Here is a 24,446-nt window from a genome sequence, read left to right as displayed (position 1 = left end):
CATTTTATGATTAAATTAAATGAAAAAGGAGATAAAAATGGCTATAAACATAATTGAATATAATAGGTCTTATAAGGAAGAGTTAATCAAATTTATTTTATCGATTCAAAAAAATGAATTTAATATAAATATTGATAGGAATGATCAACCTGATTTGGAAAACATCGAACATAATTATTTGAATAGCGGAGGTCAATTTTGGCTTGCAATAAACAATCATCAAAATATTGTTGGTACTATAGGTTTGATTAGACTAGATAATAATATGTCTGCACTTAAAAAAATGTTTGTTGATGAAGGTTATAGGAATTTAAAAATAGGTAAAAAACTTTTAGATAAAGTTATAATGACATGTAAAGAACAAAATATCGATGGTATTTATTTAGGAACAATTGATAAATTTATTAGTGCACAGTATTTTTATTCTAATAATGGCTTCCGTGAAATTAAGCGAGGAGATTTACCAAGTAGTTTTCCTAAATTAGATGTAGATAATAGGTTTTATTATAGAAATTTAAAAGATTAATTCGATGCAATGAATAATTGATATGACAATCTTAGTAATATTCATTTTAAAAGTGACACATAGCGTTTAAATATAAAGGCTGACGTGATATATCGTTTGGTTTAAATTAGAGGATAGGCTGCATTTCACTTTATTTTCAATACATATCAGTTTATTCAACTTTTTAAAAGTAAATTCGAACAGCATATCTTAATGATTCTGTTACAGTAAGATGCATAAAATATAAAACGAACTTTTTTTGTAAAAATATAATGAAAATAACAGTTATTTTGCTAAAAATTCAAGAATCTATGATAATCTATGTTATGTAGTAAAATCGACAAATTTATATGTGGTTTGCAGTAATGAAATTAACTGTAATAATTGTTTTCTACTTAATAAAAAATTTAAAACTATCTTAATTAAGGGTTAAATCAATTAATGAAAATCATTGCAATATTTTATTTTCAAAAATATTGTGATATGCTACAAAATAGAGAAAAATAAATGGGGCGTTTATTAACATGGATACAAAAGACTTTAAACGTTTAGAAAAAATGTATTCCCCGCGATACTTACCCGGATTAGATGGATTGAGGGCATTCGCAGTTATAGGAATCATTATTTATCACTTGAATGCACAATGGTTAAGTGGGGGCTTTTTAGGAGTAGATACATTCTTCGTTATTTCAGGTTATTTAATAACAAGTTTGTTGATAAGTGAGTATTATCGGACGCAAAAAATCGATTTGCTAGAGTTTTGGAAGCGACGATTGAAACGACTCATTCCGGCAGTGTTATTTTTAATCTGTGTCGTGCTTACGTTCACACTGATATTTAAACCGGAATTGATTATACAAATGAAACGAGATGCTATTGCAGCTATATTCTATGTTTCAAACTGGTGGTACATTTCACAGAATGTAGATTATTTTAACCAATTTGCTATTGAACCACTCAAACATTTATGGTCTTTAGCCATTGAAGAACAATTTTACTTGCTTTTCCCATTGGTTATCACGTTCTTATTACATAGATTTAAACCGAGAAATATTATTCAAACGCTATTTATTGTATCGTTGATTTCTTTAGGACTTATGATAGTGATTCATTTTATCACTGGAGATAATTCACGTGTGTATTTTGGGACAGATACACGACTGCAAACTTTATTGCTTGGTTGTATATTAGCATTTATTTGGCCACCGTTTGCTTTGAAAAAAGATATTTCTAAAAAGATTGTCGTATCATTAGATATTATAGGGATATCTGGTTTTGCGGTGCTAATGACTTTGTTCTTTATAGTTGGAGACCAAGATCAATGGATATATAATGGAGGATTTTACATTATATCATTTGCAACTTTATTCATTATTGCGATTGCGGTACATCCTTCTAGTTTATTTGCTAAATTTTTAAGTATGAAACCTTTGCTAATTATAGGTAAACGATCATATAGCTTATATTTATGGCATTATCCTATCATTGTTTTTGTGAACAGTTATTACGTACAAGGACAAATACCGGTATACGTTTATATTATAGAAATTTTGTTAACAGCGTTAATGGCTGAAATTTCGTATCGCTTTATTGAAACACCTATACGTAAAAAAGGATTTAAAGCTTTTGCATTTTTACCTAAAAAGAAGAGTCAATTTGCTAGAACTGCGTTAGTTATCTTATTATTGATTCCATCTATCATCGTGCTCAGTGGGCAATTTGATGCACTTGGTAAACAACATGAAGCTGAGAAGAAAGAGAAGAAGACTGAATTTAAAACAACGAAGAAAAAGGTCGTTAAAAAAGATAAGCAAGAGGATAAGCAGACAGCGAATAGTAAAGAGGATATTAAAAAGTCATCACCGTTATTAATTGGTGATTCGGTTATGGTGGATATTGGTAATGTCTTTACTAAGAAAATACCAAATGCACAAATTGATGGTAAAGTTGGACGGCAACTCGTTGATGCTACACCAATTGTGAAATCGCAATATAAAGACTATGCTAAAAAAGGTCAAAAAGTTGTAGTAGAGCTTGGTACAAATGGGGCATTTACGAAAGATCAATTAAATGAACTATTGGATAGTTTTGGAAAAGCAGACATATATTTAGTTTCTATTAGAGTACCTAGAGATTATGAAGGTAGAATAAATAAATTAATTTATGAGGCAGCTGAAAAGCGTCCTAATGTACACCTTGTAGATTGGTATAAAGCTTCTGAAGGTCATCCGGAGTACTTTGCATATGACGGCATACATTTAGAATATGCAGGTAGTAAAGCATTGACTGATTTGATTGTAAAAACAATGGAAACACATGCTACAAATAAGAAATAACTTGATGCACTAAACTTTTGAAATATTACATTACTTCTGATTTTTATTATCAAAAAGGATGTATTTCATTAAAAGTTTAGTGCTTTTTTATTTTCAAATCCCATGTTAACGGTGCAGAAAAAGTGTTGTAAACATTCTAATTGGTATATTACATTCAATGATGCTTTGTTAGGAACAGATTACATTATGATAACAAAGACCACAAGGTACCTAATCTCTGTTATAGTTTGTTTTGTCGCAAAACTATAAAAGTTATAATTATTTGCATACTAAAAAAATAAAAAATATAAAATTTAAAATAATTGAGTCGCTAATGACTATATGTATAGAGTGTTTTGATTATTGGGAGGATATTTAATTATGAAAAAAATCGTTACAGCTACAATCGCTACAGCAGGACTTGCCACTATCGCATTTGCAGGACATGATGCACAAGCCGCAGAACAAAATAACAATGGATATAATTCTAATGACGCTCAATCATACAGCTATACGTATACAATTGATGCACAAGGTAATTATCATTACACTTGGACAGGAAATTGGAATCCAAGTCAATTAACGCAAAACAACACATACTATTACAATAACTACAATACTTATAGTTATAACAATGCATCTTACAATAACTACTATAATCATTCATATCAATACAATAACTATACAAACAATAGCCAAACAGCAACAAATAACTATTACACTGGTGGTTTAGGTGCAAGTTATAGCACAACAAGCAATAATGTTCATGTGACTACAACTGCAGCGCCATCTTCAAATGGTCGTTCAATTTCTAATGGTTATGCATCAGGAAGTAACTTATATACTTCAGGACAATGTACTTATTATGTATTTGATCGTGTTGGTGGGAAAATTGGTTCAACATGGGGCAATGCTAGTAATTGGGCTAGCGCAGCTGCATCATCTGGCTATACAGTGAACAATACACCAAAAGCTGGTGCTATCATGCAAACAACACAAGGCTATTACGGTCATGTTGCTTACGTTGAAGGCGTTAACAGCAACGGTTCTGTTCGTGTTTCAGAAATGAACTATGGACATGGTGCTGGTGTGGTTACATCTCGTACAATTTCAGCAAACCAAGCAGGTTCATATAATTTCATTCATTAATCAAAGGTAAATCAAATGACGTCAATATTCTCTAACATGAGAGTATTGGCGTTTTTGTTTTATATAAATATAAATGAGAGCGGTTTATTCACTGATCTTTAGGGAACTAAGTAATAAAATGATAATTTATACTATGTCAGTATGATTGAGAGTGATTCAATTTAGATGAAAACCATGAAAAAATATATCAAAACAGCATTTTTCTGTAGTATGTATTGGTTAATTGTTCAACTAAATATAGCAAATTTAGGTACAAGAATTCCTGACAAGTATTTTCGTCAGAAGCATATAATATTTAAATCATTTAACTTTGAGAAGCATGGAAAATTTTGGAACAAATGGTTTTACGTAAGAAAATGGAAGCATAAGATTTTAGATGGTCATAAGCTTAATCGAAATATATATGATCAGCGTCATTTAATGACAATCAATTCTGATGAAATTGAAAAAATGATTATAGAGACAAAGAGGGCAGAGTTAATTCATTGGATATCAATACTTCCAGTCATCATATTCAATAAAGGCCCTCGTTTAGTAAAGTATATAAATATTTTCTATGCAATGATAGCTAATGTTCCTATCATTATTGTGCAACGTTATAATCGACCGAGATTAACGCAGTTACTACGCATATTAAAACGAAGAGGTGAACGTCATGACTAAACATATCATCGTTATTGGTGGTGGCTTAGGTGGGATTTCTGCAGCAATTCGAATGGCACAAAGTGGCTATTCGGTCTCATTATATGAACAAAATAATCATATAGGAGGCAAAGTTAATCGTCATGAATCAGATGGCTTTGGCTTTGATTTAGGTCCATCTATTTTAACGATGCCTTATATTTTTGAAAAATTATTCGAATATAGCAAGAAGCAAATGTCAGACTACGTTACAATCAAGAGATTGCCACATCAATGGCGTAGCTTTTTTCCAGATGGAACGACTATCGATTTGTATGAAGGTATTAAAGAAACAGGTCAGCATAATGCGATATTGTCGAAAAAGGATATAGAGGAACTGCAAAATTATTTGAATTATACAAGACGAATCGATCGTATTACTGAAAAAGGGTATTTTAACTATGGTTTAGATACACTATCTCAAATTATTAAATTTCATGGGCCATTAAATGCACTTATTAATTATGATTATGTACATACTATGCAACAGGCCATAGACAAGCGTATCTCGAATCCATATTTGCGACAAATGTTAGGCTATTTTATCAAATATGTAGGTTCTTCATCATACGATGCGCCAGCTGTATTATCTATGTTATTCCATATGCAACAAGAGCAAGGCCTTTGGTATGTAGAAGGTGGAATCCATCATTTAGCCAATGCCTTGGAAAAGCTAGCGCGTGAAGAAGGTGTCACAATTCATACAGGTACACGTGTGGACAATATTAAAACATATCAAAGACGTGTGACAGGTGTCAGATTAGATACAGGTGAGTTTGTAAAGGCAGATTATATTATTTCAAATATGGAAGTCATACCTACTTATAAATATTTACTTCACCTTGGTACTCAACGATTAAACAAATTAGAGCGGGAATTTGAGCCAGCAAGCTCAGGATATGTGATGCATTTAGGTATTGCTTGCCAATACCCGCAATTAGCACATCATAATTTCTTTTTTACGGAAAATGCTTATCTCAATTATCAACAAGTTTTTCATGAAAAGGTATTGCCAGATGATCCGACCATTTATCTAGTAAATACGAATAAAACTGATCACACACAAGCGCCAGTAGGTTATGAAAATATCAAAGTCTTACCACATATTCCATATATTCAAGATCAGCCTTTTACAACTGAAGATTATGCGAAGTTTAGGGATAAAATTTTGGATAAATTAGAAAAAATGGGACTCACTGATTTAAGAAAACACATTATTTATGAAGATGTTTGGACACCGGAAGATATTGAAAAAAATTATCGTTCTAATCGTGGTGCAATATATGGTGTTGTAGCAGATAAAAAGAAAAACAAAGGATTTAAATTTCCTAAAGAAAGTCAGTATTTTGAAAACTTGTACTTTGTAGGTGGATCAGTAAATCCTGGTGGTGGCATGCCAATGGTTACATTAAGTGGGCAACAAGTCGCAGACAAAATAAACGCGCGAGAAGCGAAGAATAGGAAGTGATATCTATGAAATGGTTATCACGAATATTAACAGTAATAGTGACCATGTCTATGGCGTGTGGTGCATTGATATTTAATCGTAGACATCAGCTAAAGGCGAAAACGCGGAACTTCAATCATAAATCATTAACAATTATTATTCCGGCTAGAAACGAAGAAAAAAGAATAGGTCATTTACTACATTCGATAATACAACAGCAAGTTCCAGTAGATGTCATTGTTATGAATGACGGATCGACAGATGACACAGCACGTGTAGCGCGTTCATATGGTGCGACTGTAGTAGATGTTGTTGATGATGCTGACGGCAAATGGTATGGGAAATCGCATGCTTGTTATCAAGGTATGACGCATGCATGTACGAACCGTATTGCTTTTGTAGATGCTGATGTAACTTTCTTAAGGAAAGATGCTGTTGAAACGTTGATTAATCAGTATCAATTACAAGGCGAAAAAGGATTGTTAAGCGTACAGCCTTATCATATAACAAAACGTTTCTACGAAGGGTTTTCAGCGATATTTAATTTAATGACAGTCGTTGGTATGAATGTATTTTCTACCTTAGACGACGGTCGGACTAACCAGCATGCATTTGGACCGGTGACATTAACAAATAAAGAAGATTATTATGCAACTGGAGGTCATAAAAGTGCGAACCGTCATATTATTGAAGGATTTGCTTTAGGAAGTGCATATACTTCACAATCATTGCCCGTAACAGTTTATGAAGGATTTCCATTTGTTGCATTTCGCATGTATCAAGAAGGATTTCAGTCATTACAAGAAGGATGGACAAAGCATTTGTCGACTGGGGCAGGTGGCACAAAGTCTAAGATCATGGCAGCAATTGTGTTGTGGTTGTTCGGTTCTATTGCGAGTATTTTAGGGCTATGTCTTAGTTTAAAATATCGCCAAATGTCTGTAGGAAAAATGTTAACAGTTTACTTGAGCTATACTACACAATTTATTTATCTGCATCGAAGGGTCGGCCAATTTTCTAATTTATTAATGGTATGTCATCCATTGTTATTTATGTTTTTTACTAAAATTTTCATCCAATCTTGGAAACAAACGCATCGTTATGGTGTAGTTGAATGGAAAGGTCGTCAATATTCTATATCTAAAGAACAATAAATCAAGGTAATGGCATTTCAATATAGGAGGACTAGTATGACAATGATGGCTATGAATTTTAAATATTGTCATAAAATCATGAAGAAACATTCAAAAAGCTTTTCTTACGCTTTTGACTTGTTACCAGAAGATCAAAGAAAAGCGGTTTGGGCAATTTATGCTGTGTGTCGTAAAATTGATGACAGTATAGATGTTTATGGCGATATTCAATTTTTAAATCAAATAAAAGAAGATATACAATCTATTGAAAAATACCCATATGAACATCATCACTTTCAAAGTGATCGTAGAATCATGATGGCTCTTCAGCATGTTGCACAACATAAAAATATCGCCTTTCAATCTTTCTATAATCTCATTGATACTGTATATAAAGATCAACATTTTACAATGTTTGAAACGGACGCTGAATTATTCGGATATTGTTATGGTGTTGCTGGTACAGTAGGTGAAGTATTGACTCCGATTTTAAGTGATCATGAAACACATCAGACATACGATGTCGCTAGAAGGCTTGGTGAATCGTTGCAATTGATTAATATATTAAGAGATGTCGGTGAAGATTTTGAAAATGAACGGATATATTTTAGTAAGCAACGATTAAAGCAATATGAAGTTGATATTGCTGAAGTGTACCAAAATGGTGTTAATAATCATTATATTGACTTATGGGAATATTATGCAGCTATCGCAGAAAAAGATTTTCGAGATGTTATGGATCAAATCAAAGTATTTAGTATTGAAGCACAACCAATCATAGAATTAGCAGCACGTATATATATTGAAATACTGGACGAAGTGAGACAGGCTAACTATACATTACATGAACGTGTTTTTGTGGATAAGAGGAAAAAAGCAAAGTTGTTTCATGAAATAAATAGTAAATATCATAGAATATAGGTGGTTGAATAATGAAGATTGCAGTAATTGGTGCAGGTGTCACAGGATTAGCAGCGGCAGCCCGTATTGCTTCTCAAGGTCATGAAGTGACAATATTTGAAAAAAATAATAATGTAGGCGGGCGTATGAATCAATTAAAGAAAGACGGCTTTACATTTGATATGGGCCCCACAATTGTCATGATGCCAGATGTTTATAAAGATGTATTTACAATGTGTGGTAAAAATTATGAAGATTATATTGAATTGAGACAATTACGTTATATTTACGATGTGTATTTTGACCGCGATGATCGTATAACGGTGCCTACAGATTTAGCTGAATTACAGCACATGCTAGAAAGTATAGAACCTGGTTCAACGCATGGTTTTATGTCCTTTTTAACAGATGTTTATAAAAAATATGAAATTGCACGTCGCTATTTCTTAGAAAGAACGTATCGCAAACCAAGTGACTTTTATAATATGACGTCACTTGTGCAAGGTGCTAAGTTAAAAACGTTAAATCATGCAGATCAGCTAATTGAACATTATATTGATAACGAAAAGATACAAAAGCTTTTAGCGTTTCAAACGTTATACATAGGAATTGATCCAAAACGAGGCCCGTCACTATATTCAATTATTCCTATGATTGAAATGATGTTTGGTGTGCATTTTATTAAAGGCGGTATGTATGGCATGGCTCAAGGGCTAGCGCAATTAAATAAAGATTTAGGCGTTAATCTTGAACTTAATGCTGAAATTGAGCAAATTATTATTGATCCTAAATTCAAACGAGCTGATGCGATAAAAGTGAATGGTGACATAAGAAAATTTGATAAAATTTTATGTACGGCTGATTTCCCTAGTGTTGCGGAATCATTAATGCCAGATTTTGCACCTATTAAAAAGTATCCACCACATAAAATTGCAGACTTAGATTACTCTTGTTCAGCATTTTTAATGTATATCGGTATAGATATTGATGTGACAGATCAAGTGAGACTTCATAATGTTATTTTTTCAGATGATTTTAGAGGCAATATTGAAGAAATATTTGAGGGACGTTTATCATATGATCCTTCGATTTATGTGTATATTCCAGCGGTCGCTGATAAATCACTTGCGCCAGAAGGCAAAACTGGTATTTATGTGTTAATGCCGACTCCGGAACTTAAAACAGGTAGCGGAATCGATTGGTCAGATGAAGCTTTGACACAACAAATAAAGGAAATTATTTATCGTAAATTAGCAACGATTGAAGTATTTGAAGATATAAAATCGCATATTGTTTCAGAAACAATCTTTACGCCAAATGATTTTGAGCAAACGTATCATGCGAAATTTGGTTCGGCATTCGGTTTAATGCCAACTTTAGCGCAAAGTAATTATTATCGTCCACAAAATGTATCGCGAGATTATAAAGATTTATATTTTGCAGGTGCAAGTACGCATCCAGGTGCAGGCGTTCCTATTGTCTTAACGAGTGCGAAAATAACTGTAGATGAAATGATTAAAGATATTGAGCAGGGCGTGTAAGGGAGTAGTCTAATAGAAAGATGTGAGAAAAGTATAAGGGGAACGTAAAAGGCATAGTGAAATAAGTATGTGCTTAAGAAGTTTTATTTAACAATGAATGACGCCTGTTAAGGTTCACGTTTGAATACGTACCTTGATGGGCGTTATACTTTATATAAGCATATCTAACTGGTTGCGCATGCGGATATACATGGCAGTTGAATCATAACGATTGAGTGTATATTAATCTGAAAATTCCTAATATTGACAATAATATTGTACCTACCTAAAATGAAAATAAATTCATTCAATACAACGTGTGTCATAAGTTCTGTTGAACATAACGGTGAATGGCGATGTCATTGTAACCATCTAAATGAGAGTGATACAAGTTGTTAGGACTATGATAGTCGCCAAGGCTATGTTTAATGATAGAGGAGGAATTTGATGATCTCTAACAAATTAGCAAATATCCCTGATAGTTATTTCGGGAAAACGATGGGACGTAAAATCGAACATGGACCATTGCCATTAATTAATATGGCAGTTGGAATCCCTGATGGGCCCACGCCACAAGGTATTATTGATCATTTTCAAAAAGCACTAACTATTCCTGAAAATCAAAAATATGGTGCTTTTCATGGTAAAGAGATGTTCAAGCAAGCCATTGTAGATTTTTATCAAAGACAATATGATGTGACGTTAGATAAAGAAGATGAAGTATGTATTTTATATGGTACAAAAAATGGATTAGTGGCAGTACCAACATGTGTTATCAATCCAGGAGACTATGTATTACTACCTGACCCAGGCTACACTGATTATTTAGCAGGTGTACTTTTAGCTGATGGCAAGCCTGTTCCGCTTAATTTAGAACCGCCGCATTATTTGCCAGATTGGTCCAAAGTTGATTCACAAATAATAGATAAAACAAAACTCATTTATTTAACGTATCCAAATAATCCAACTGGATCGACAGCTACGAAAGAAGTTTTTGATGAAGCGATAGCTAAATTTAAAGATACAGACACTAAAATCGTGCATGATTTTGCTTATGGTGCTTTCGGTTTCGACGCTAAAAATCCTAGTATACTTGCTTCGGAAAATGGGAAAGATGTTGCGATTGAAATTTATTCCTTGTCTAAAGGTTATAACATGTCAGGTTTTAGAGTTGGTTTTGCAGTTGGTAATAAAGATATGATTCAAGCTTTGAAAAAGTACCAAACGCACACAAATGCTGGGATGTTTGGTGCATTACAAGATGCCGCAATATATGCTTTGAATCATTATGATGATTTTTTAGAAGAACAAAGCAATGTATTTAAAGCACGACGTGACCGATTCGAAGCCATGCTTGCAAAAGCTGATTTGCCATTTGTTCATGCTAAAGGTGGTATATATGTATGGTTGGAAACACCGCCTGGTTATGACAGCGAGCAATTTGAGCAATTTTTAGTGAAAGAGAAGTCAATACTTGTTGCTCCAGGGAAACCATTTGGAGAGAATGGTAATCGTTATGTGAGAATCTCATTGGCGTTAGATGACCAGCAATTAGACGAAGCTGCAATAAGATTAACAGAATTAGCATATTTATATGAATAATAAAGTTAAGGGTGATGTTAAAATGACAAAAATTAAAATCATGAGTGTACGCGATGAGGATATGCCTTATATCAAGGCGTGGGCAGAGAAACATCATGTTGAGGTAGATATTACTAAAGAAGCATTAACTGATGACAATGTTGAAGATGTCGCTAGTTATGATGGCTTATCGCTATCACAACAAATACCATTATCAGAGCATGTTTATAAACGATTAAATGAACTAGGTATTAAACAAATCGCACAACGTAGTGCTGGATTTGATACATATGATTTGGAGTTAGCAAACAAGTATAACTTGATTGTGTCAAATGTGCCGTCATACTCTCCGAATTCAATTGCGGAGTTTGCTGTGACCCAGGCTATTAATGTGGTTCGTCATTTTAATCAAATTCAAACGAAAGTGCGAGAGCATGATTTTAGATGGGAACCTACTATTTTATCGAAATCCATTAAAGATTTAAAAGTAGCTGTTATTGGTACAGGTCGAATTGGCCGTGTAGTAGCCGATATATTTGCCAATGGTTATCAAAGTGATGTGGTCGCATATGACCCGTTTCCTAATGCTAAAATTGCAACGTATGTCGATTACAAAGATACGATTGAGGAAGCGGTTGAAGGTGCTGATATCGTGACATTACATGTACCTGCAACGAAATATAATCATTATCTATTTAATGCTGAATTATTTAAACATTTTAAAAAGGGCGCAGTATTTGTCAATTGTGCGAGAGGTTCTTTAGTAGATACTAAGGCGTTATTAGACGCATTAGACAATGGTGTGATTAAAGGTGCAGCACTTGATACGTATGAATTTGAACGCAAACTTTTCCCAAGTGATCAAAGGGGCAAAACACTGAACGATCCATTGTTAGAATCGTTGATTGACAGGGAAGATGTCATATTAACACCACATATTGCGTTTTATACTGAAGCTGCAGTTGAAAATCTAATTGTCGATGCATTAGATGCAACATTAGATGTATTGCAGACTGGAGATACTAGGTTACGAGTAAATTAAAAATCGAACTGATGAGATAATTTGGATTGTTGGGATTCTCATCAGTTCGATTTTTTAATTTGGTGTTGATGACGTTGAATATTGCCTAATTAAACGACATCGTAACCTTGATCTTCGATTGCGTCTTTCATTTGAGATACAGCAACTTTACTGTCATCATATTGAACACTTACTTGACCATTTTCAAGGTTAACTTCAGCTGAAGTGACACCGTCAATATTATTTAATGCAGATTCAACAGCACTTTTGCAGTGACCACAGCTCATACCTTCAACATTTAAAATTTCTTGTGACATAGCATTCACCTCCTTTTAGGGAGTGGGACAGAAATGATATTTTCGTAAAATTTATTTCGTCGTCCCACCCCAACTTGCATTGTCTGTAGAAATTGGGAATCCAATTTCTCTTTGTTGGGGCCCCGCCGGCAAGGTTGACTAGAATTGAAAAAAGCTTGTTACAAGCGCATTTTCGTTCAGTCAACTACTGCCATTATAACTTTGTAGAGCATAGAACATTGATTTATGTCTCAGGCTCTTATGCAGTTGGAGCGAAAATCCAACTGTAAACCATAGTGTACTTATTATTTATAATAATGTTGGAACCTAATAGGCGGAGCTATTAGGTAAGATACACTAATTCGCCAAGCGAAAAGTGTAACTATATATGCAGTAGGAGCGAAGATCCAACTGTAAACCGCGACATTATAGAGCCAATCACTAGCCTACCTCAGAATCACCAACGAATCCTTCATTATTAAGGAATCTAGGCATCTTTACGGCGTGGTTCTAATCGCATATTTTTCAATCTAAGTGCGTTTGTGACAACACTTACTGAACTTAGTGCCATTGCAGCACCAGCAACCCATGGCGCAAGTAAGCCCAATGCAGCTATAGGGATACCGGCAATATTATAGCCGAATGCCCAAAATAGATTTTGACGAATATTACGAATGGTTGCTTTACTTGCATAAATGGCTTTAGGAATAAGCATCAAGTCGCCACCAAGAATAGTAATATCAGCTGCTTCAATGGCAACTTCTGTACCTGTACCAATGGCGATACCGATATCAGCTTTAACTAATGCAGGTGCATCATTTACACCGTCACCAACCATCGCAACCTTCTTGCCTTGTTGCTGTAGTTTCGCAATTTGTGCAGCTTTTTCTTCTGGTAAAATATCTGCAATAACAGTATCTATGCCTACTTGTTTTGCAATGGCTTGAGCAGTGTTTTTATTATCGCCAGTTAACATAGCAACTTCAATGCCCATATCATGCAATTGTTTTATAGCATCTTTGGCATGATCTTTTACAGTATCTGCCACTGCGATGATACCAGTTAATGAATAATTAACAGCAATGAGCATAGCAGTTTTACCATCTCGTTCATAATGTGTTAAATCATCAGAAATATGGTTAGGCAAGCTAATATCATTGTCAGCCATTAATTTACGGTTACCAACCAATATATGGTGATGATCAATCGTTGCTTCAATTCCATGACCAGGTACTGCTTTAAATGTTGTCGTCTCAGTTAATGTTAATTGCTTTTCTTTTGCATAATTGACAATGGCTTCTGCCAATGGGTGTTCAGAATCTTTTTCAGCAGTAGCAAGCAGTTGTAGCGTTTGATCGTCACCATGATAATCTGTCACGACTGGACGACCATTTGTAATGGTACCCGTCTTATCTAAAACGATGGTATCAATTTGATGTGTGCGTTCAACAAACTCGCCACCTTTAAATAAAATACCATTTTCAGCAGCGCGACCGGTACCTACCATAATAGAAGTTGGTGTAGCAAGTCCTAATGCGCATGGACAAGCAATGACAAGAACGGAAATACTCGCAACAAGTGCAGGTTCAAATGTACCTGGTGTAACTAAAGTAATCCACACGATAAATGTTAATAGTGCGATACCAACAACGATAGGAACGAAATAACCAGAAATAATATCTGCCAATCGTTGAATCGGCGCTTTAGAACTTTGAGCTTCTTCGACAACCTTAATAATATTTGCTAACGCAGTGTCCCCGCCAACTTTTGTTGCTGTCATAGTAATAGTACCGTTTTTGTTCATCGTTGAACCAATTACAGTGTCATCAACATTCTTTTCAACAGGGATAGATTCACCTGTTAACATAGATTCGTCGATGGCAGTCATACCTTTAATAATTTTGCCATCAACAGGTATCTTTTCACCTGGTTTAACGATAAGTGTATCTCCAACATGTACTTCATTTAGAGGAATCATCAATTCATTACCGTCTTTTAAAATGCGTGCTTCTTTAGCTTGTAAACTTAATAATTCGCCAAGCGCATTGGTTGTTTGAGACTTCGCTCTAGCTTCTAAATACTTACCGAATAAGATTAAGGTAATTAGTACGGCGCTTGTTTCAAAGTATAAATGCGGTTGCGTTGTTGAGCCATTTAGCCAACGAACCATTTCATAAATACTGTAAAAATATGCTGCACTTGTACCAACAGCAACAAGTACATCCATATTGGCGCCACCATTTCTTAAGTTTTTATAAGCACCTACATAAAATTGCCATCCAATAATAAATTGTACAGGTGTAGCTAAAATAAATTGGAACCATGGATTCGTAAATAGTGCTGGTATATGCATATTGAAAAGATGCGCAAACATTAACATTAATAGCGGTAAAGATAATACTGCTGATATGATAAGCTTAATCAATTTATGTTGTAGCGCTTCAGCTTTGCGTGACGTTTGATCTTTATTGTTATCTTTAATAGACGCGTCATAACCTAATTTTTGAATGCGAGTGACAAGTTTATCAGCATCTGTTTCTTCAGGATAATAGTCAACTTTAGCTTGCTCTGTTGTTAAATTGACCGTTGCATTTTGAACGCCGTCCATTTTATTTAACACTTTTTCAATACGGCTTGAGCATGCAGCACAAGTCATGCCTGTAATGTCTAATTCGACAGTTTCTACAGCGACACCGTAACCTAAATGTTGAATCGTATTAATAAATTCTTGGACATCATGTTGATCAGGGTTATACTCAACAGTTGCTTTCTCTGTAGTTAAATTCACTTGGGCATTAACGTCATCAAGTTTATTCAGTTTCTTTTCGATACGATTTGAACATGCGGCACAAGTCATACCAGTGATATCTAATGTTGTTTTTTTCGTATTAGCCACATTATTGCCTCCCTGTGATTCATTGTTACACGTCTAATGTACCCCCTATAGGTATATAAGTCAATCGTTGCGTTTTACTTTTACCAATTTTAAAAAGAAAAAGAGAGATTGCCGTGCAAACATTGCACAACAATCTCTCTATTTAGCATCTATATAAAAGAAGTCGTAATTAATATTAAAGGATGTATGAATGAAAGGTAAAACTTAAATGACTTCTGGATTTGCAATTCTTGGGTGACTTAAAAGAAATCAGATGGGTTAAATTCTTTAGCATGTAAATTTTTAAAATTATTAAGATGGATGACTTTATCATCATCTTTGTTGTCTGACAACTGACGACTCGTGTCGTTTGTCATTTCGTAATCTTGTATCGTTTTGACCAAACCTAAAATGATTAAGATAGCAACTGTGCCTGTAATTAATATTCTCATCGCTATCATACTCCTTTATATTTCTCTTACTCACATTGTACGTTAATAGATTAAAAAATGAATGCGTCTGTAGTATTGAATTTATCTACTACTTTAGCAGTATTTGATGCGAGAATTGTTTAGATAAGGGTGATAAGGTCATGATTTCATAATGTTATAGCGTATTAGTTGCATAGGCGAATGTTTATTTGATTAACTTTTAAACAAGTAAATAAGTTATTAGGAGTTGAAAGGTGTAATGACTGAAAAAGAAAAAATGTTAGCAGAAAAATGGTACGATGCAAACTTTGATCAAGACTTAATAAATGAACGTGCACGAGCGAAAGATATTTGCTTTGAATTAAATCATACAAGACCGAGTGACACAAATAAAAGAAAGGAATTAATCGATCAATTATTTCAAACAACAACAGACAATGTAAGTATTTCGATTCCTTTTGATACAGATTATGGTTGGAACGTTAAACTAGGAAAAAATGTCTATGTAAACACCAATTGTTATTTTATGGATGGTGGACAGATTACAATTGGCGATAATGTTTTTATAGGACCTAATTGTGGATTCTATACAGCAACACATCCACTTAATTTTCATCATAGAAATGAAGGTTTTGAAAAAGCCGGACCCATTCATATTGGCAGTAATACTTGGTTTGGCGGTCATGTAGCCGTGTTACCAGGGGTGACGATTGGAGAAGGTAGTGTGATTGGTGCAGGTAGTGTTGTCACAAAAGATATTCCGCCACACAGTTTAGCGGTTGGAAATCCTTGTAAAGTCGTTCGTAAAATTGATAATGAGGTACCATCAGAAGCATTGAACGATGAAACACTATATTAGTTGTCATGACACTTCTAAATTTTAAAAAGTAACTAATCATTTTCAAAATGCTTGAGAAGAAAGGTATAAAGCAGAAAAATGAAAGCGATTGCAAAACCGACCTTACTCATAGTAAAATGAGTTTAAATGATGTTATATCATTAAATCAAAGGGTTAAACCACTTTCAAAATTTATAGGGGGTAAGTGTACATGGTAGTAGAATTTAAAAATGAACCTGGTTACGATTTTTCAGTCCAAGAAAATGTGGATATGTTTAAGAAAGCATTGAAAGACGTGGAAAAAGAATTAGGTCAAGACATACCATTAGTGATTAATGGAGAGAAGATTTTCAAAGATGACAAAATTAAATCAATCAATCCTGCAGACACATCACAAGTGATTGCAAATGCATCAAAGGCAACAAAACAAGATGTTGAAGATGCATTTAAAGCAGCAAACGAAGCTTATAAATCTTGGAAAACATGGTCAGCAAATGATCGTGCAGAGCTTATGTTACGTGTTTCGGCAATTATTCGTCGTCGAAAAGCGGAAATTGCGGCAATTATGGTTTATGAAGCAGGTAAACCATGGGATGAAGCAGTTGGTGATGCAGCTGAAGGTATTGATTTTATTGAATACTATGCGCGTTCAATGATGGATTTGGCTCAAGGTAAGCCAGTACTTGATCGTGAAGGTGAACACAATAAATATTTCTATAAATCAATTGGTACAGGTGTTACAATTCCACCGTGGAACTTCCCGTTTGCGATTATGGCTGGTACGACTTTAGCACCAGTTGTTGCAGGTAATACAGTGTTATTGAAACCTGCTGAGGATACACCTTATATCGCTTATAAATTAATGGAAATTTTAGAAGAAGCAGGATTACCAAAAGGAGTAGTTAACTTTGTTCCTGGCGATCCGAAAGAAATTGGTGATTACTTAGTTGATCATAAAGATACGCATTTCGTTACATTTACAGGTTCACGTGCGACAGGTACTAGAATTTATGAACGTAGTGCCGTTGTTCAAGAAGGTCAAAACTTCTTGAAACGTGTTATCGCTGAAATGGGTGGTAAAGATGCCATTGTAGTTGATGAAAATATTGATACAGATATGGCAGCAGAAGCTATTGTAACGTCAGCGTTTGGTTTCTCTGGTCAAAAATGTTCAGCATGTTCACGTGCAATTGTGCATAAAGACGTTTATGACGAAGTATTAGAAAAGTCAATCAAACTAACAAAAGAATTAACGTTGGGCAATACTGTAGACAATACGTATATGGGCCCGGTTATTAATAAAAAACAATTTGATAAGATTAAAAATTATATCGAGATTGGTAAAGAAGAAGGTAAATTAGAACAAGGTGGCGGCACTGATGATTCAAAAGGTTACTTTGTAGAACCAACAATCATTTCAGGACTTAAATCTAAAGATAGAATCATGCAAGAAGAAATTTTTGGACCAGTTGTTGGCTTTGTGAAAGTTAACGATTTTGATGAAGCAATTGAGGTTGCAAATGATACAGATTACGGTTTAACTGGTGCAGTGATTACAAATAATCGTGAGCATTGGATTAAAGCGGTAAACGAATTTGATGTAGGTAATTTATACCTTAACAGAGGCTGTACTTCAGCAGTTGTTGGATACCATCCATTTGGTGGTTTCAAAATGTCAGGTACGGACGCTAAAACAGGTAGCCCAGACTACTTATTACACTTCTTAGAACAAAAGGTTGTTTCAGAAATGTTCTAATGCTTCATAATGAACAAGGGCCATCCATTGCGGTTGGCTCTTTTTATTTATAACTTTTAAAATTAAGTAATAGCAACCATATTTTTAGAAAAGGATTATAGGTATAAGAATGTGAGATACGTTATTTCAATAATAATGGGAATTGTATTAGCAATTTGGTCATTTAAACAACTGAGTCAAAGTCATTTAGATAGCGGATTTATTTTTTTCTTCATAGTTTATGTGTTGTGTATCAGTTATTTTAATAGCGATAAGCACGATAAAAATAAAAAACGATAGTAGTACACGAATTCATTAACGTGTACACTATCGTTTTTATTATGAATGTTGGTAACGCTTATGAGCCTCTAATCTACTATTTAATCTTAATATTTATTACCTTATGGAAAATTTTATCAATTTCCTCGCTAGGCCAGTCAATTTTTTCATCTTTTATCCAATGCATAAAACCTTCAATCAACGAACCGTATATATAAAATAATAAATTATTAGGAATATCTCCATCGACATCAATTCTGTCGCTATTGTTTTTGATGTCGTCATTCATAATTTTAATGCAAACATTTTTTAAAACTTTATTAAACTCTGCATCTTCTTGTTGGAAGTCTGCTACTTTTTGTAAGTCTTCTTTATTATTAATTGTATCGTTAATCGTTTGGAATGGGTGGTTAAGGCGATCACTAATATCAGTCGCAAAATATGCTTTGGTCAATTGATTGAACAAATATTCAAGTAAGTCATATTTATCATAAAAATGTTTATAAAATGTTGTACGGTGTACGAGCGCGTTATGACATATTTGGTTGACGGTAATTGTTTGGAACAGATGTTGTTCTAACAATTGAAGCAAACTTGAAGACAATGCTTTCTTTGTCTTAATCACTCTTAAATCGGTCTCTTTCATCTACATTTCTCCTTAATATGTAGTTTAAAATACAGAATTCAAAAATTAGTTCTTTAAGATGCATGGTATAGATACTATAATCGAACAATAATCTACACTGTATAGTTAAACTATAACGTTGATTTTAAAGGGAGGCAATATATTTGGCGAAATTTTTATACAAGATGGGTACATTTATCGCAAAGCATAAGTGGTCCACATTAATCGCATGGGTAATAATTGTAGCTGCAATATTTATACCAATTGCTACAAATGCACCGAAATTTGACAATGATATTAAAATGACTGGATTAAAGTCATTAGACACGAATGAAAAGATTGAAAAGCATTTTAATCAAGATAGTGAAAAGGCACAAATTCGTGTGGTCTTTAAGACGACTAAAGATGATGGTATTGTGCAACCGAGTATCACTAAAGATATTAAGAAAACGTTAGATGATATTAAAAAAGATGACAAGCACATTGATAAAGTATCAGATCCATACGAAAATAAGCAAATTAGTAAAGATAAAACAACTGCATTTGCAGATATCACATACAATGTTAGTCAAACATCTTTAAAAGATGGCTCTAGAGATAATATTAAAAGTCATTTAAAAGATTTGCGTGACAATCATAATGTACAGACTGAATTAACAGGAACAGGTATGACATCTACAGAAGTAGGTGGTAATTCTGAACTAGTTGGTATCATAGTTGCATTTGTAGTGTTATTGATTACATTTGGTTCAGTCATTGCTGCAGGATTACCAATTATAAGTGCATTGATTGGTCTAGCATCTGGGGTTGGCATTATTAGCCTATTGACCTATGTCTTTGATATACCTAATGTTACATTAACTTTAGCGGTAATGATTGGGCTCGCTGTTGGTATCGATTATGCATTATTTATTTTGTTTAGATATCGACAAGTAATGAAAACTGAAACAGACTATGTTAAAGGTATCGGACTTGCAGTGGGAACAGCAGGTAGCGCAGTCATCTTCGCTGGTGTGACAGTTGTGATTGCCGTATGTGGTTTATCGCTAGTTGGCATAGATTTCTTAGCAGTGATGGGGTTTGCTTCGGCAATTAGTGTTATATTTGCTGTATTCAGTGCACTGACTTTATTACCTGCGTTAATTAGCATTTTCCATAAACGCATTAAAGTGAACAAATTGCAGTCTAATTTTAAAAAAGATATTGATACGCCGTGGTCTAAATTTATTACTGGTAATGCACTTGCAGCAGTATTATTAGGTTTAATTATATTAGTTGCAGCGGCTATTCCAGTTAGTCATATGCGTCTAGGCATTCCGGATGATGGCGTAAAGCCAGCAGATTCTACTCAGAAAAAGGCATACGATATTATTTCAGATAAGTTTGGCGAAGGATTTAATGGCCAAATACCGATGCTGATTAACGTTAAAGATAAAAAAGATGATCCACAAGGATTACAACAAGATTTACAATCTGTGTATAAAGATATTAAAGATAAGAAAAATGTAGATATTGTTACGCCGCCACAAATGAGTAAAGATAATGATTACGCTTTGATGGTCGTGATACCTAAGCAAGGGCCTAATGCAGAGAGTACAAACGATTTAGTGCATGATTTACGAGATTATCATAAAGATGCACAAGATAAATATGGGTTCAAAACGGAGATTTCAGGACAAAGTGTCATTAATATTGATATGTCTAAAAAGTTAAATGAGGCGATACCTTTATTTGCAACAGTAATTGTTGTATTGGCATTTTTCTTATTAATGATTGTCTTTCGTTCAATTCTAATACCGTTAAAAGCAGTTTTAGGATTCGTCTTGTCATTAATGGCAACACTAGGTTTTACAACCTTTGTAATGCAAGATGGCTTTATGAAAGGATTATTCGGCATAGAAACGACAGGACCAATGCTAGCCTTCTTGCCGGTTATTACAATTGGTATACTATTCGGCTTAGCAATGGATTACGAAGTCTTCCTTATGTCGCGAATTCATGAAGAATATAGTAAAACAGGGGATAATGATTATTCTATCAAAGTAGGATTGAAAGAAAGTGGTCCTGTTATTGTAGCAGCTGCATTAATCATGTTTAGTGTCTTCTTTGCGTTTGTATTCCAAGAAGATGTCATGATTAAATCAATGGGTATGGCATTAGCTTTTGGTGTACTCTTTGATGCCTTCGTAGTCAGAATGATGTTAATTCCTGCATTAACTAAATTGTTTGGAAAAGGTTCGTGGTATTTACCAGCATGGTTGAATCGCATTATTCCACGAGTTGATATTGAAGGACATGCACTTGAAAAATATAAAACGGTTGAATCACAGGAATCTGAATCTAAAGATAGTAAGGAAACATACGACACAACCTTTAAAGTATATCCACAAGGTGCAACAAATGTATCGAAACATCAAGATGTACATGGGCAAGATGATGCACGTTCAATAGTACTAGATGATAAAACGATGGCATTGTACCAAGAAGTGAAACAGCAATCAGCAAGTTCATTGTTTTTATATGATGCTTTAATGGATTATCAAAACAAGCATCAACTAAATTCAAAACAACAAACAACGAATATAGAACAGTTGAATAAAAATATTGAAAAGCTCAATCAATTGTTAGAAAAAAACTTAAGAAATAAATCATAAAATAACATGTACATGCCTCCGCTTTAAATGTCTATCAATGACATTTGAAGCGGAGGTTTTTTGCATGGAAGCGATTATACAAAATATTTTTGCAATGTCACAAATTTTACATGAAAAATGAAAATTATTTAAATAAAGTATTGCGAGCTATAATTTTAAAGGTTATGATTTTTAAGTGATAATGATTATTATTTCTAATAGGAGAGCGAAATAGTATGTTAAACATTAAAAATGGTGAAATGAATAAGGCTTATAAAATAAAGCGAATGGATATTGCTAATGAGAATATGTTGTATCGTCTAAGTGCCTTTGGGTTAACAGATGACGCTATCATAACGATTAAACAAAAATGTTTATTTAAAGGGCCATGTATTATTGAAGTAAACGGACAACAGTTAAGTATTAGACATTGCGATGCTTGTTCTATTGCATTAGAAGAATAGGAGCCGGACGAATGGAAAATTATTGTATTTTAGGAAATCCTAATGTTGGTAAAACATCTTTGTTTAACGCTTTAACTGGTTCGTATGAATATATAGGCAACTGGAGTGGCGTAACGGTAGAGAAAAAAGTAGGGAAGCTTAAAGAAAATGTAGGACAATTAATTGATTTACCAGGTACATATGATTTATCGCCGATTTCTAAAGATGAAACTGTAGTGACAGACTATTTATTAAACGATTCATTTTCAGGAATCATTAACATTGTTGATGCGAGTCAACTAAAAAGAAATATGCAATTAACAGTACAATTGTTAGAACTTAATAAACCAATATACATCGGATTAAATATGATTGATGTAGCTACAAAGCGCGGGATAAAAATCGATTATCATAAATTGATGAAAAAGTTAAAAACACCTATTTTTCCAGTTGTGGCACGTACAGGGAAAGGAACTAAACATTTACTTGGCGAAATAAAGCATCTAGGGGAAGGGTATCAACCGCATTTTAAAATCAATTATGGTGAGAAGATTGAAGAGACAATTAAAAATATGTGTCAAATAATAATGACAGAGACATCTCATGATAAGTATCAAGCTAGGTTTATTGCGATTCAATTCTTATTAAATAACATGCAAATTGCAAACGAACTTAATTCAGAGGTTGTAAATAAATTGTCGAGTTTTCGTGATCAAGTTGCCGAACAAGTAGAAGCTGTATCTGTTCGTCGAGAGATGGAGCGTATACGCAATCATTATATTGAGACGTTATTGCAAGACGTGGTAACGTATCCAGATGAAGATAAGCAATATTTCAGCTCTAGAATTGACAAGATATTAACACATAAATATATAGGGATGCCGATCTTTCTAGCGATTATGTGGTTAATCTTTCAAACTACATTTACATGGATTGGCACACCTTTGTCGGATCAACTCGATGCATTTATAGGTGGTACATTTACGGATAGTGTGAAGACGATTATGAATTATCTTGGCGTTATACCATTTTTACAAGATTTAATTACAGATGGCATTATTGCTGGTGTAGGATCAGTATTAGTCTTTGTACCACAAATTGTTGTGCTCTTTTTCTTTATATCTTTATTAGAAGATTCAGGTTATATGGCACGTATTGCGGTTTTAATGGATCGTATTATGGAATCGTTCGGTTTAAGCGGGAAGTCTTTTATACCGATGATTATCGGATTTGGTTGTAACGTACCGAGTATTATGGCTGCGCGCAGTATTGAAAATGAAAAAGAGCGTTTAACAACGATATTAATTGCACCATTCATGTCATGCTCTGCTAGACTGCCAGTGTATGCATTGTTCGTAGGTATCTTTTTCAAAGAGAATCAATCTTTAGTAGTATTAAGCCTGTATGTTTTAGGTATTATTATGGCATTTTTAGTCAGTACAGTACTTACTAAGACGGTTTTAAAAAATGATAATGCAATCTTTATTGTGGAATTGCCAACATACCGTGTGCCTTCCATTAAAACGTTGTGGCGTAGTACTTGGGAAAAGGCTAAGGGCTTTGTTCGTAAAGCAGGTACATTTATTTTTGGCGGCTCAGTAGTCATTTGGCTATTAAGTTATGTAGGGCCACATGGTATCAATGTGAATATCAATCAAAGTTTTTTACATATGGTTGGTAGCTTCTTTGGTATGTTAGTGCAACCGCTCGGATTTGGAACATGGCAAGCAGGTGCTACGTTAGTGCCAGGATTTTTAGCAAAAGAAGTTATCGTAAGTTCGATGGCGATTATCTATTCATCAAGTGATGCAGGCCTTGTCAATGTGATTCAAAATCAATTTACACCGCTATCTGCGTATGCATTTATGATATTTATACTATTGTATATTCCTTGTGTTTCTACAGTGGCAGCAATCCGTAAAGAGACTTATTCATGGAAATGGACGGCACTTGCAGTTGCCTATCCTCTAGTCACTGCATATGTCTTAACATTCATTTTTTATCAAGTCGGACATTTATTTGTTTAAGGAGTGGTTAAA

20 protein-coding genes are annotated in these 24,446 nt (G+C 34.0%); 16 read left to right on the top strand and 4 right to left on the bottom strand.

Annotated features, from left to right (window positions below):
- The first annotated feature begins 37 nt into the window (after positions 1 to 37).
- From ACXQH5_RS10545 to ACXQH5_RS10500, 10 genes are all read left to right on the top strand, one after another.
- Positions 38 to 526: a GNAT family N-acetyltransferase gene (locus tag ACXQH5_RS10545; RefSeq protein WP_000996742.1), complete on the top strand. Its 489-nt coding sequence runs from the start codon at positions 38 to 40 to the stop codon at positions 524 to 526.
- 503 nt (positions 527 to 1,029) lie between these two features.
- Positions 1,030 to 2,841, top strand: a complete 1,812-nt coding sequence (locus ACXQH5_RS10540; protein ID WP_000379824.1) for an acyltransferase family protein — start codon at positions 1,030 to 1,032, stop codon at positions 2,839 to 2,841.
- 360 nt (positions 2,842 to 3,201) lie between these two features.
- Positions 3,202 to 3,969 (top strand): CHAP domain-containing protein, encoded by a 768-nt coding sequence (locus ACXQH5_RS10535; RefSeq protein WP_000725219.1) that lies wholly within the window; start codon positions 3,202 to 3,204, stop codon positions 3,967 to 3,969.
- Positions 3,970 to 4,143: 174 nt separating this feature from the next.
- A complete protein-coding gene (gene crtO / locus ACXQH5_RS10530) occupies positions 4,144 to 4,632 on the top strand; it encodes a glycosyl-4,4'-diaponeurosporenoate acyltransferase (RefSeq protein ID WP_001824501.1) in 489 nt (162 codons plus the stop codon).
- Positions 4,625 to 6,118, top strand: coding sequence for a phytoene desaturase family protein (locus ACXQH5_RS10525; RefSeq protein ID WP_000160452.1), 1,494 nt, complete (start codon positions 4,625 to 4,627; stop codon positions 6,116 to 6,118). Before crtO ends, ACXQH5_RS10525 begins: the two co-directional genes overlap by 8 nt.
- A gap of 5 nt (positions 6,119 to 6,123) precedes the next feature.
- The gene (crtQ, locus tag ACXQH5_RS10520; protein WP_057504558.1) at positions 6,124 to 7,251 is read left to right on the top strand and encodes a 4,4'-diaponeurosporenoate glycosyltransferase; all 1,128 of its coding nucleotides are present in this window, start codon (positions 6,124 to 6,126) and stop codon (positions 7,249 to 7,251) included.
- Positions 7,252 to 7,287: 36 nt separating this feature from the next.
- Positions 7,288 to 8,151, top strand: coding sequence for a 4,4'-diapophytoene synthase CrtM (crtM, locus tag ACXQH5_RS10515; RefSeq protein ID WP_000178301.1), 864 nt, complete (start codon positions 7,288 to 7,290; stop codon positions 8,149 to 8,151).
- 11 nt (positions 8,152 to 8,162) lie between these two features.
- Complete coding sequence (locus ACXQH5_RS10510; protein WP_000686178.1) at positions 8,163 to 9,671, top strand: phytoene desaturase family protein; 1,509 nt, start codon at positions 8,163 to 8,165, stop codon at positions 9,669 to 9,671.
- A 426-nt stretch (positions 9,672 to 10,097) separates the two neighbouring features.
- Complete coding sequence (locus tag ACXQH5_RS10505; protein WP_000625068.1) at positions 10,098 to 11,252, top strand: aminotransferase class I/II-fold pyridoxal phosphate-dependent enzyme; 1,155 nt, start codon at positions 10,098 to 10,100, stop codon at positions 11,250 to 11,252.
- A gap of 22 nt (positions 11,253 to 11,274) precedes the next feature.
- Entirely contained in the window at positions 11,275 to 12,273 is a 999-nt protein-coding gene (locus ACXQH5_RS10500; protein ID WP_000161354.1) for a D-lactate dehydrogenase, read from the top strand.
- An 89-nt stretch (positions 12,274 to 12,362) separates the two neighbouring features.
- Here the strand turns inward: ACXQH5_RS10500 and copZ are convergent, their stop codons facing one another.
- From copZ to cwrA, 3 genes are all read right to left on the bottom strand, one after another.
- Positions 12,363 to 12,569, bottom strand: a complete 207-nt coding sequence (copZ, locus tag ACXQH5_RS10495; RefSeq protein WP_000076662.1) for a copper chaperone CopZ — start codon at positions 12,567 to 12,569, stop codon at positions 12,363 to 12,365.
- A 466-nt stretch (positions 12,570 to 13,035) separates the two neighbouring features.
- Complete coding sequence (locus tag ACXQH5_RS10490) at positions 13,036 to 15,444, bottom strand: heavy metal translocating P-type ATPase (RefSeq protein ID WP_000024120.1); 2,409 nt, start codon at positions 15,442 to 15,444, stop codon at positions 13,036 to 13,038.
- A 239-nt stretch (positions 15,445 to 15,683) separates the two neighbouring features.
- The gene (gene cwrA / locus ACXQH5_RS10485) at positions 15,684 to 15,875 is read right to left on the bottom strand and encodes a cell wall inhibition responsive protein CwrA (RefSeq protein ID WP_001221404.1); all 192 of its coding nucleotides are present in this window, start codon (positions 15,873 to 15,875) and stop codon (positions 15,684 to 15,686) included.
- Positions 15,876 to 16,113: 238 nt separating this feature from the next.
- On the opposite strand from cwrA, the gene ACXQH5_RS10480 reads away from it, so the two are divergent.
- The 3 genes from ACXQH5_RS10480 (at position 16,114) to ACXQH5_RS10470 (ending at position 18,727) form a co-directional block, all read left to right on the top strand.
- Positions 16,114 to 16,713 carry a sugar O-acetyltransferase gene (locus ACXQH5_RS10480; RefSeq protein ID WP_000136498.1) on the top strand — a complete coding sequence of 200 codons (600 nt, stop codon included), beginning with the start codon at positions 16,114 to 16,116 and terminating at the stop codon, positions 16,711 to 16,713.
- 190 nt (positions 16,714 to 16,903) lie between these two features.
- Entirely contained in the window at positions 16,904 to 18,448 is a 1,545-nt protein-coding gene (gene pruA, locus ACXQH5_RS10475; RefSeq protein ID WP_000259692.1) for an L-glutamate gamma-semialdehyde dehydrogenase, read from the top strand.
- A gap of 111 nt (positions 18,449 to 18,559) precedes the next feature.
- The gene (locus ACXQH5_RS10470; protein ID WP_001796738.1) at positions 18,560 to 18,727 is read left to right on the top strand and encodes a hypothetical protein; all 168 of its coding nucleotides are present in this window, start codon (positions 18,560 to 18,562) and stop codon (positions 18,725 to 18,727) included.
- 76 nt (positions 18,728 to 18,803) lie between these two features.
- Here ACXQH5_RS10470 and farR read toward each other — a convergent pair whose 3' ends face one another.
- A complete protein-coding gene (gene farR / locus ACXQH5_RS10465; RefSeq protein WP_000665226.1) occupies positions 18,804 to 19,352 on the bottom strand; it encodes a fatty acid efflux pump transcriptional regulator FarR in 549 nt (182 codons plus the stop codon).
- A gap of 143 nt (positions 19,353 to 19,495) precedes the next feature.
- Between farR and farE the strand changes: the two genes are divergently transcribed.
- The 3 genes from farE (at position 19,496) to feoB (ending at position 24,434) form a co-directional block, all read left to right on the top strand.
- Positions 19,496 to 21,985, top strand: a complete 2,490-nt coding sequence (gene farE, locus ACXQH5_RS10460; protein WP_001051437.1) for a fatty acid efflux MMPL transporter FarE — start codon at positions 19,496 to 19,498, stop codon at positions 21,983 to 21,985.
- Positions 21,986 to 22,200: 215 nt separating this feature from the next.
- A complete protein-coding gene (locus ACXQH5_RS10455; RefSeq protein WP_000932073.1) occupies positions 22,201 to 22,428 on the top strand; it encodes a FeoA family protein in 228 nt (75 codons plus the stop codon).
- Between the two features lie 11 nt (positions 22,429 to 22,439).
- Positions 22,440 to 24,434: a ferrous iron transport protein B gene (gene feoB / locus ACXQH5_RS10450; protein ID WP_000432888.1), complete on the top strand. Its 1,995-nt coding sequence runs from the start codon at positions 22,440 to 22,442 to the stop codon at positions 24,432 to 24,434.
- Positions 24,435 to 24,446: the final 12 nt, after the last annotated feature.

This window comes from Staphylococcus sp. SA22 (assembly GCF_054165785.1).
Note: the sequence above shows the minus strand (reverse complement) of the source record. Positions and strands in the feature narration are given on the sequence as shown.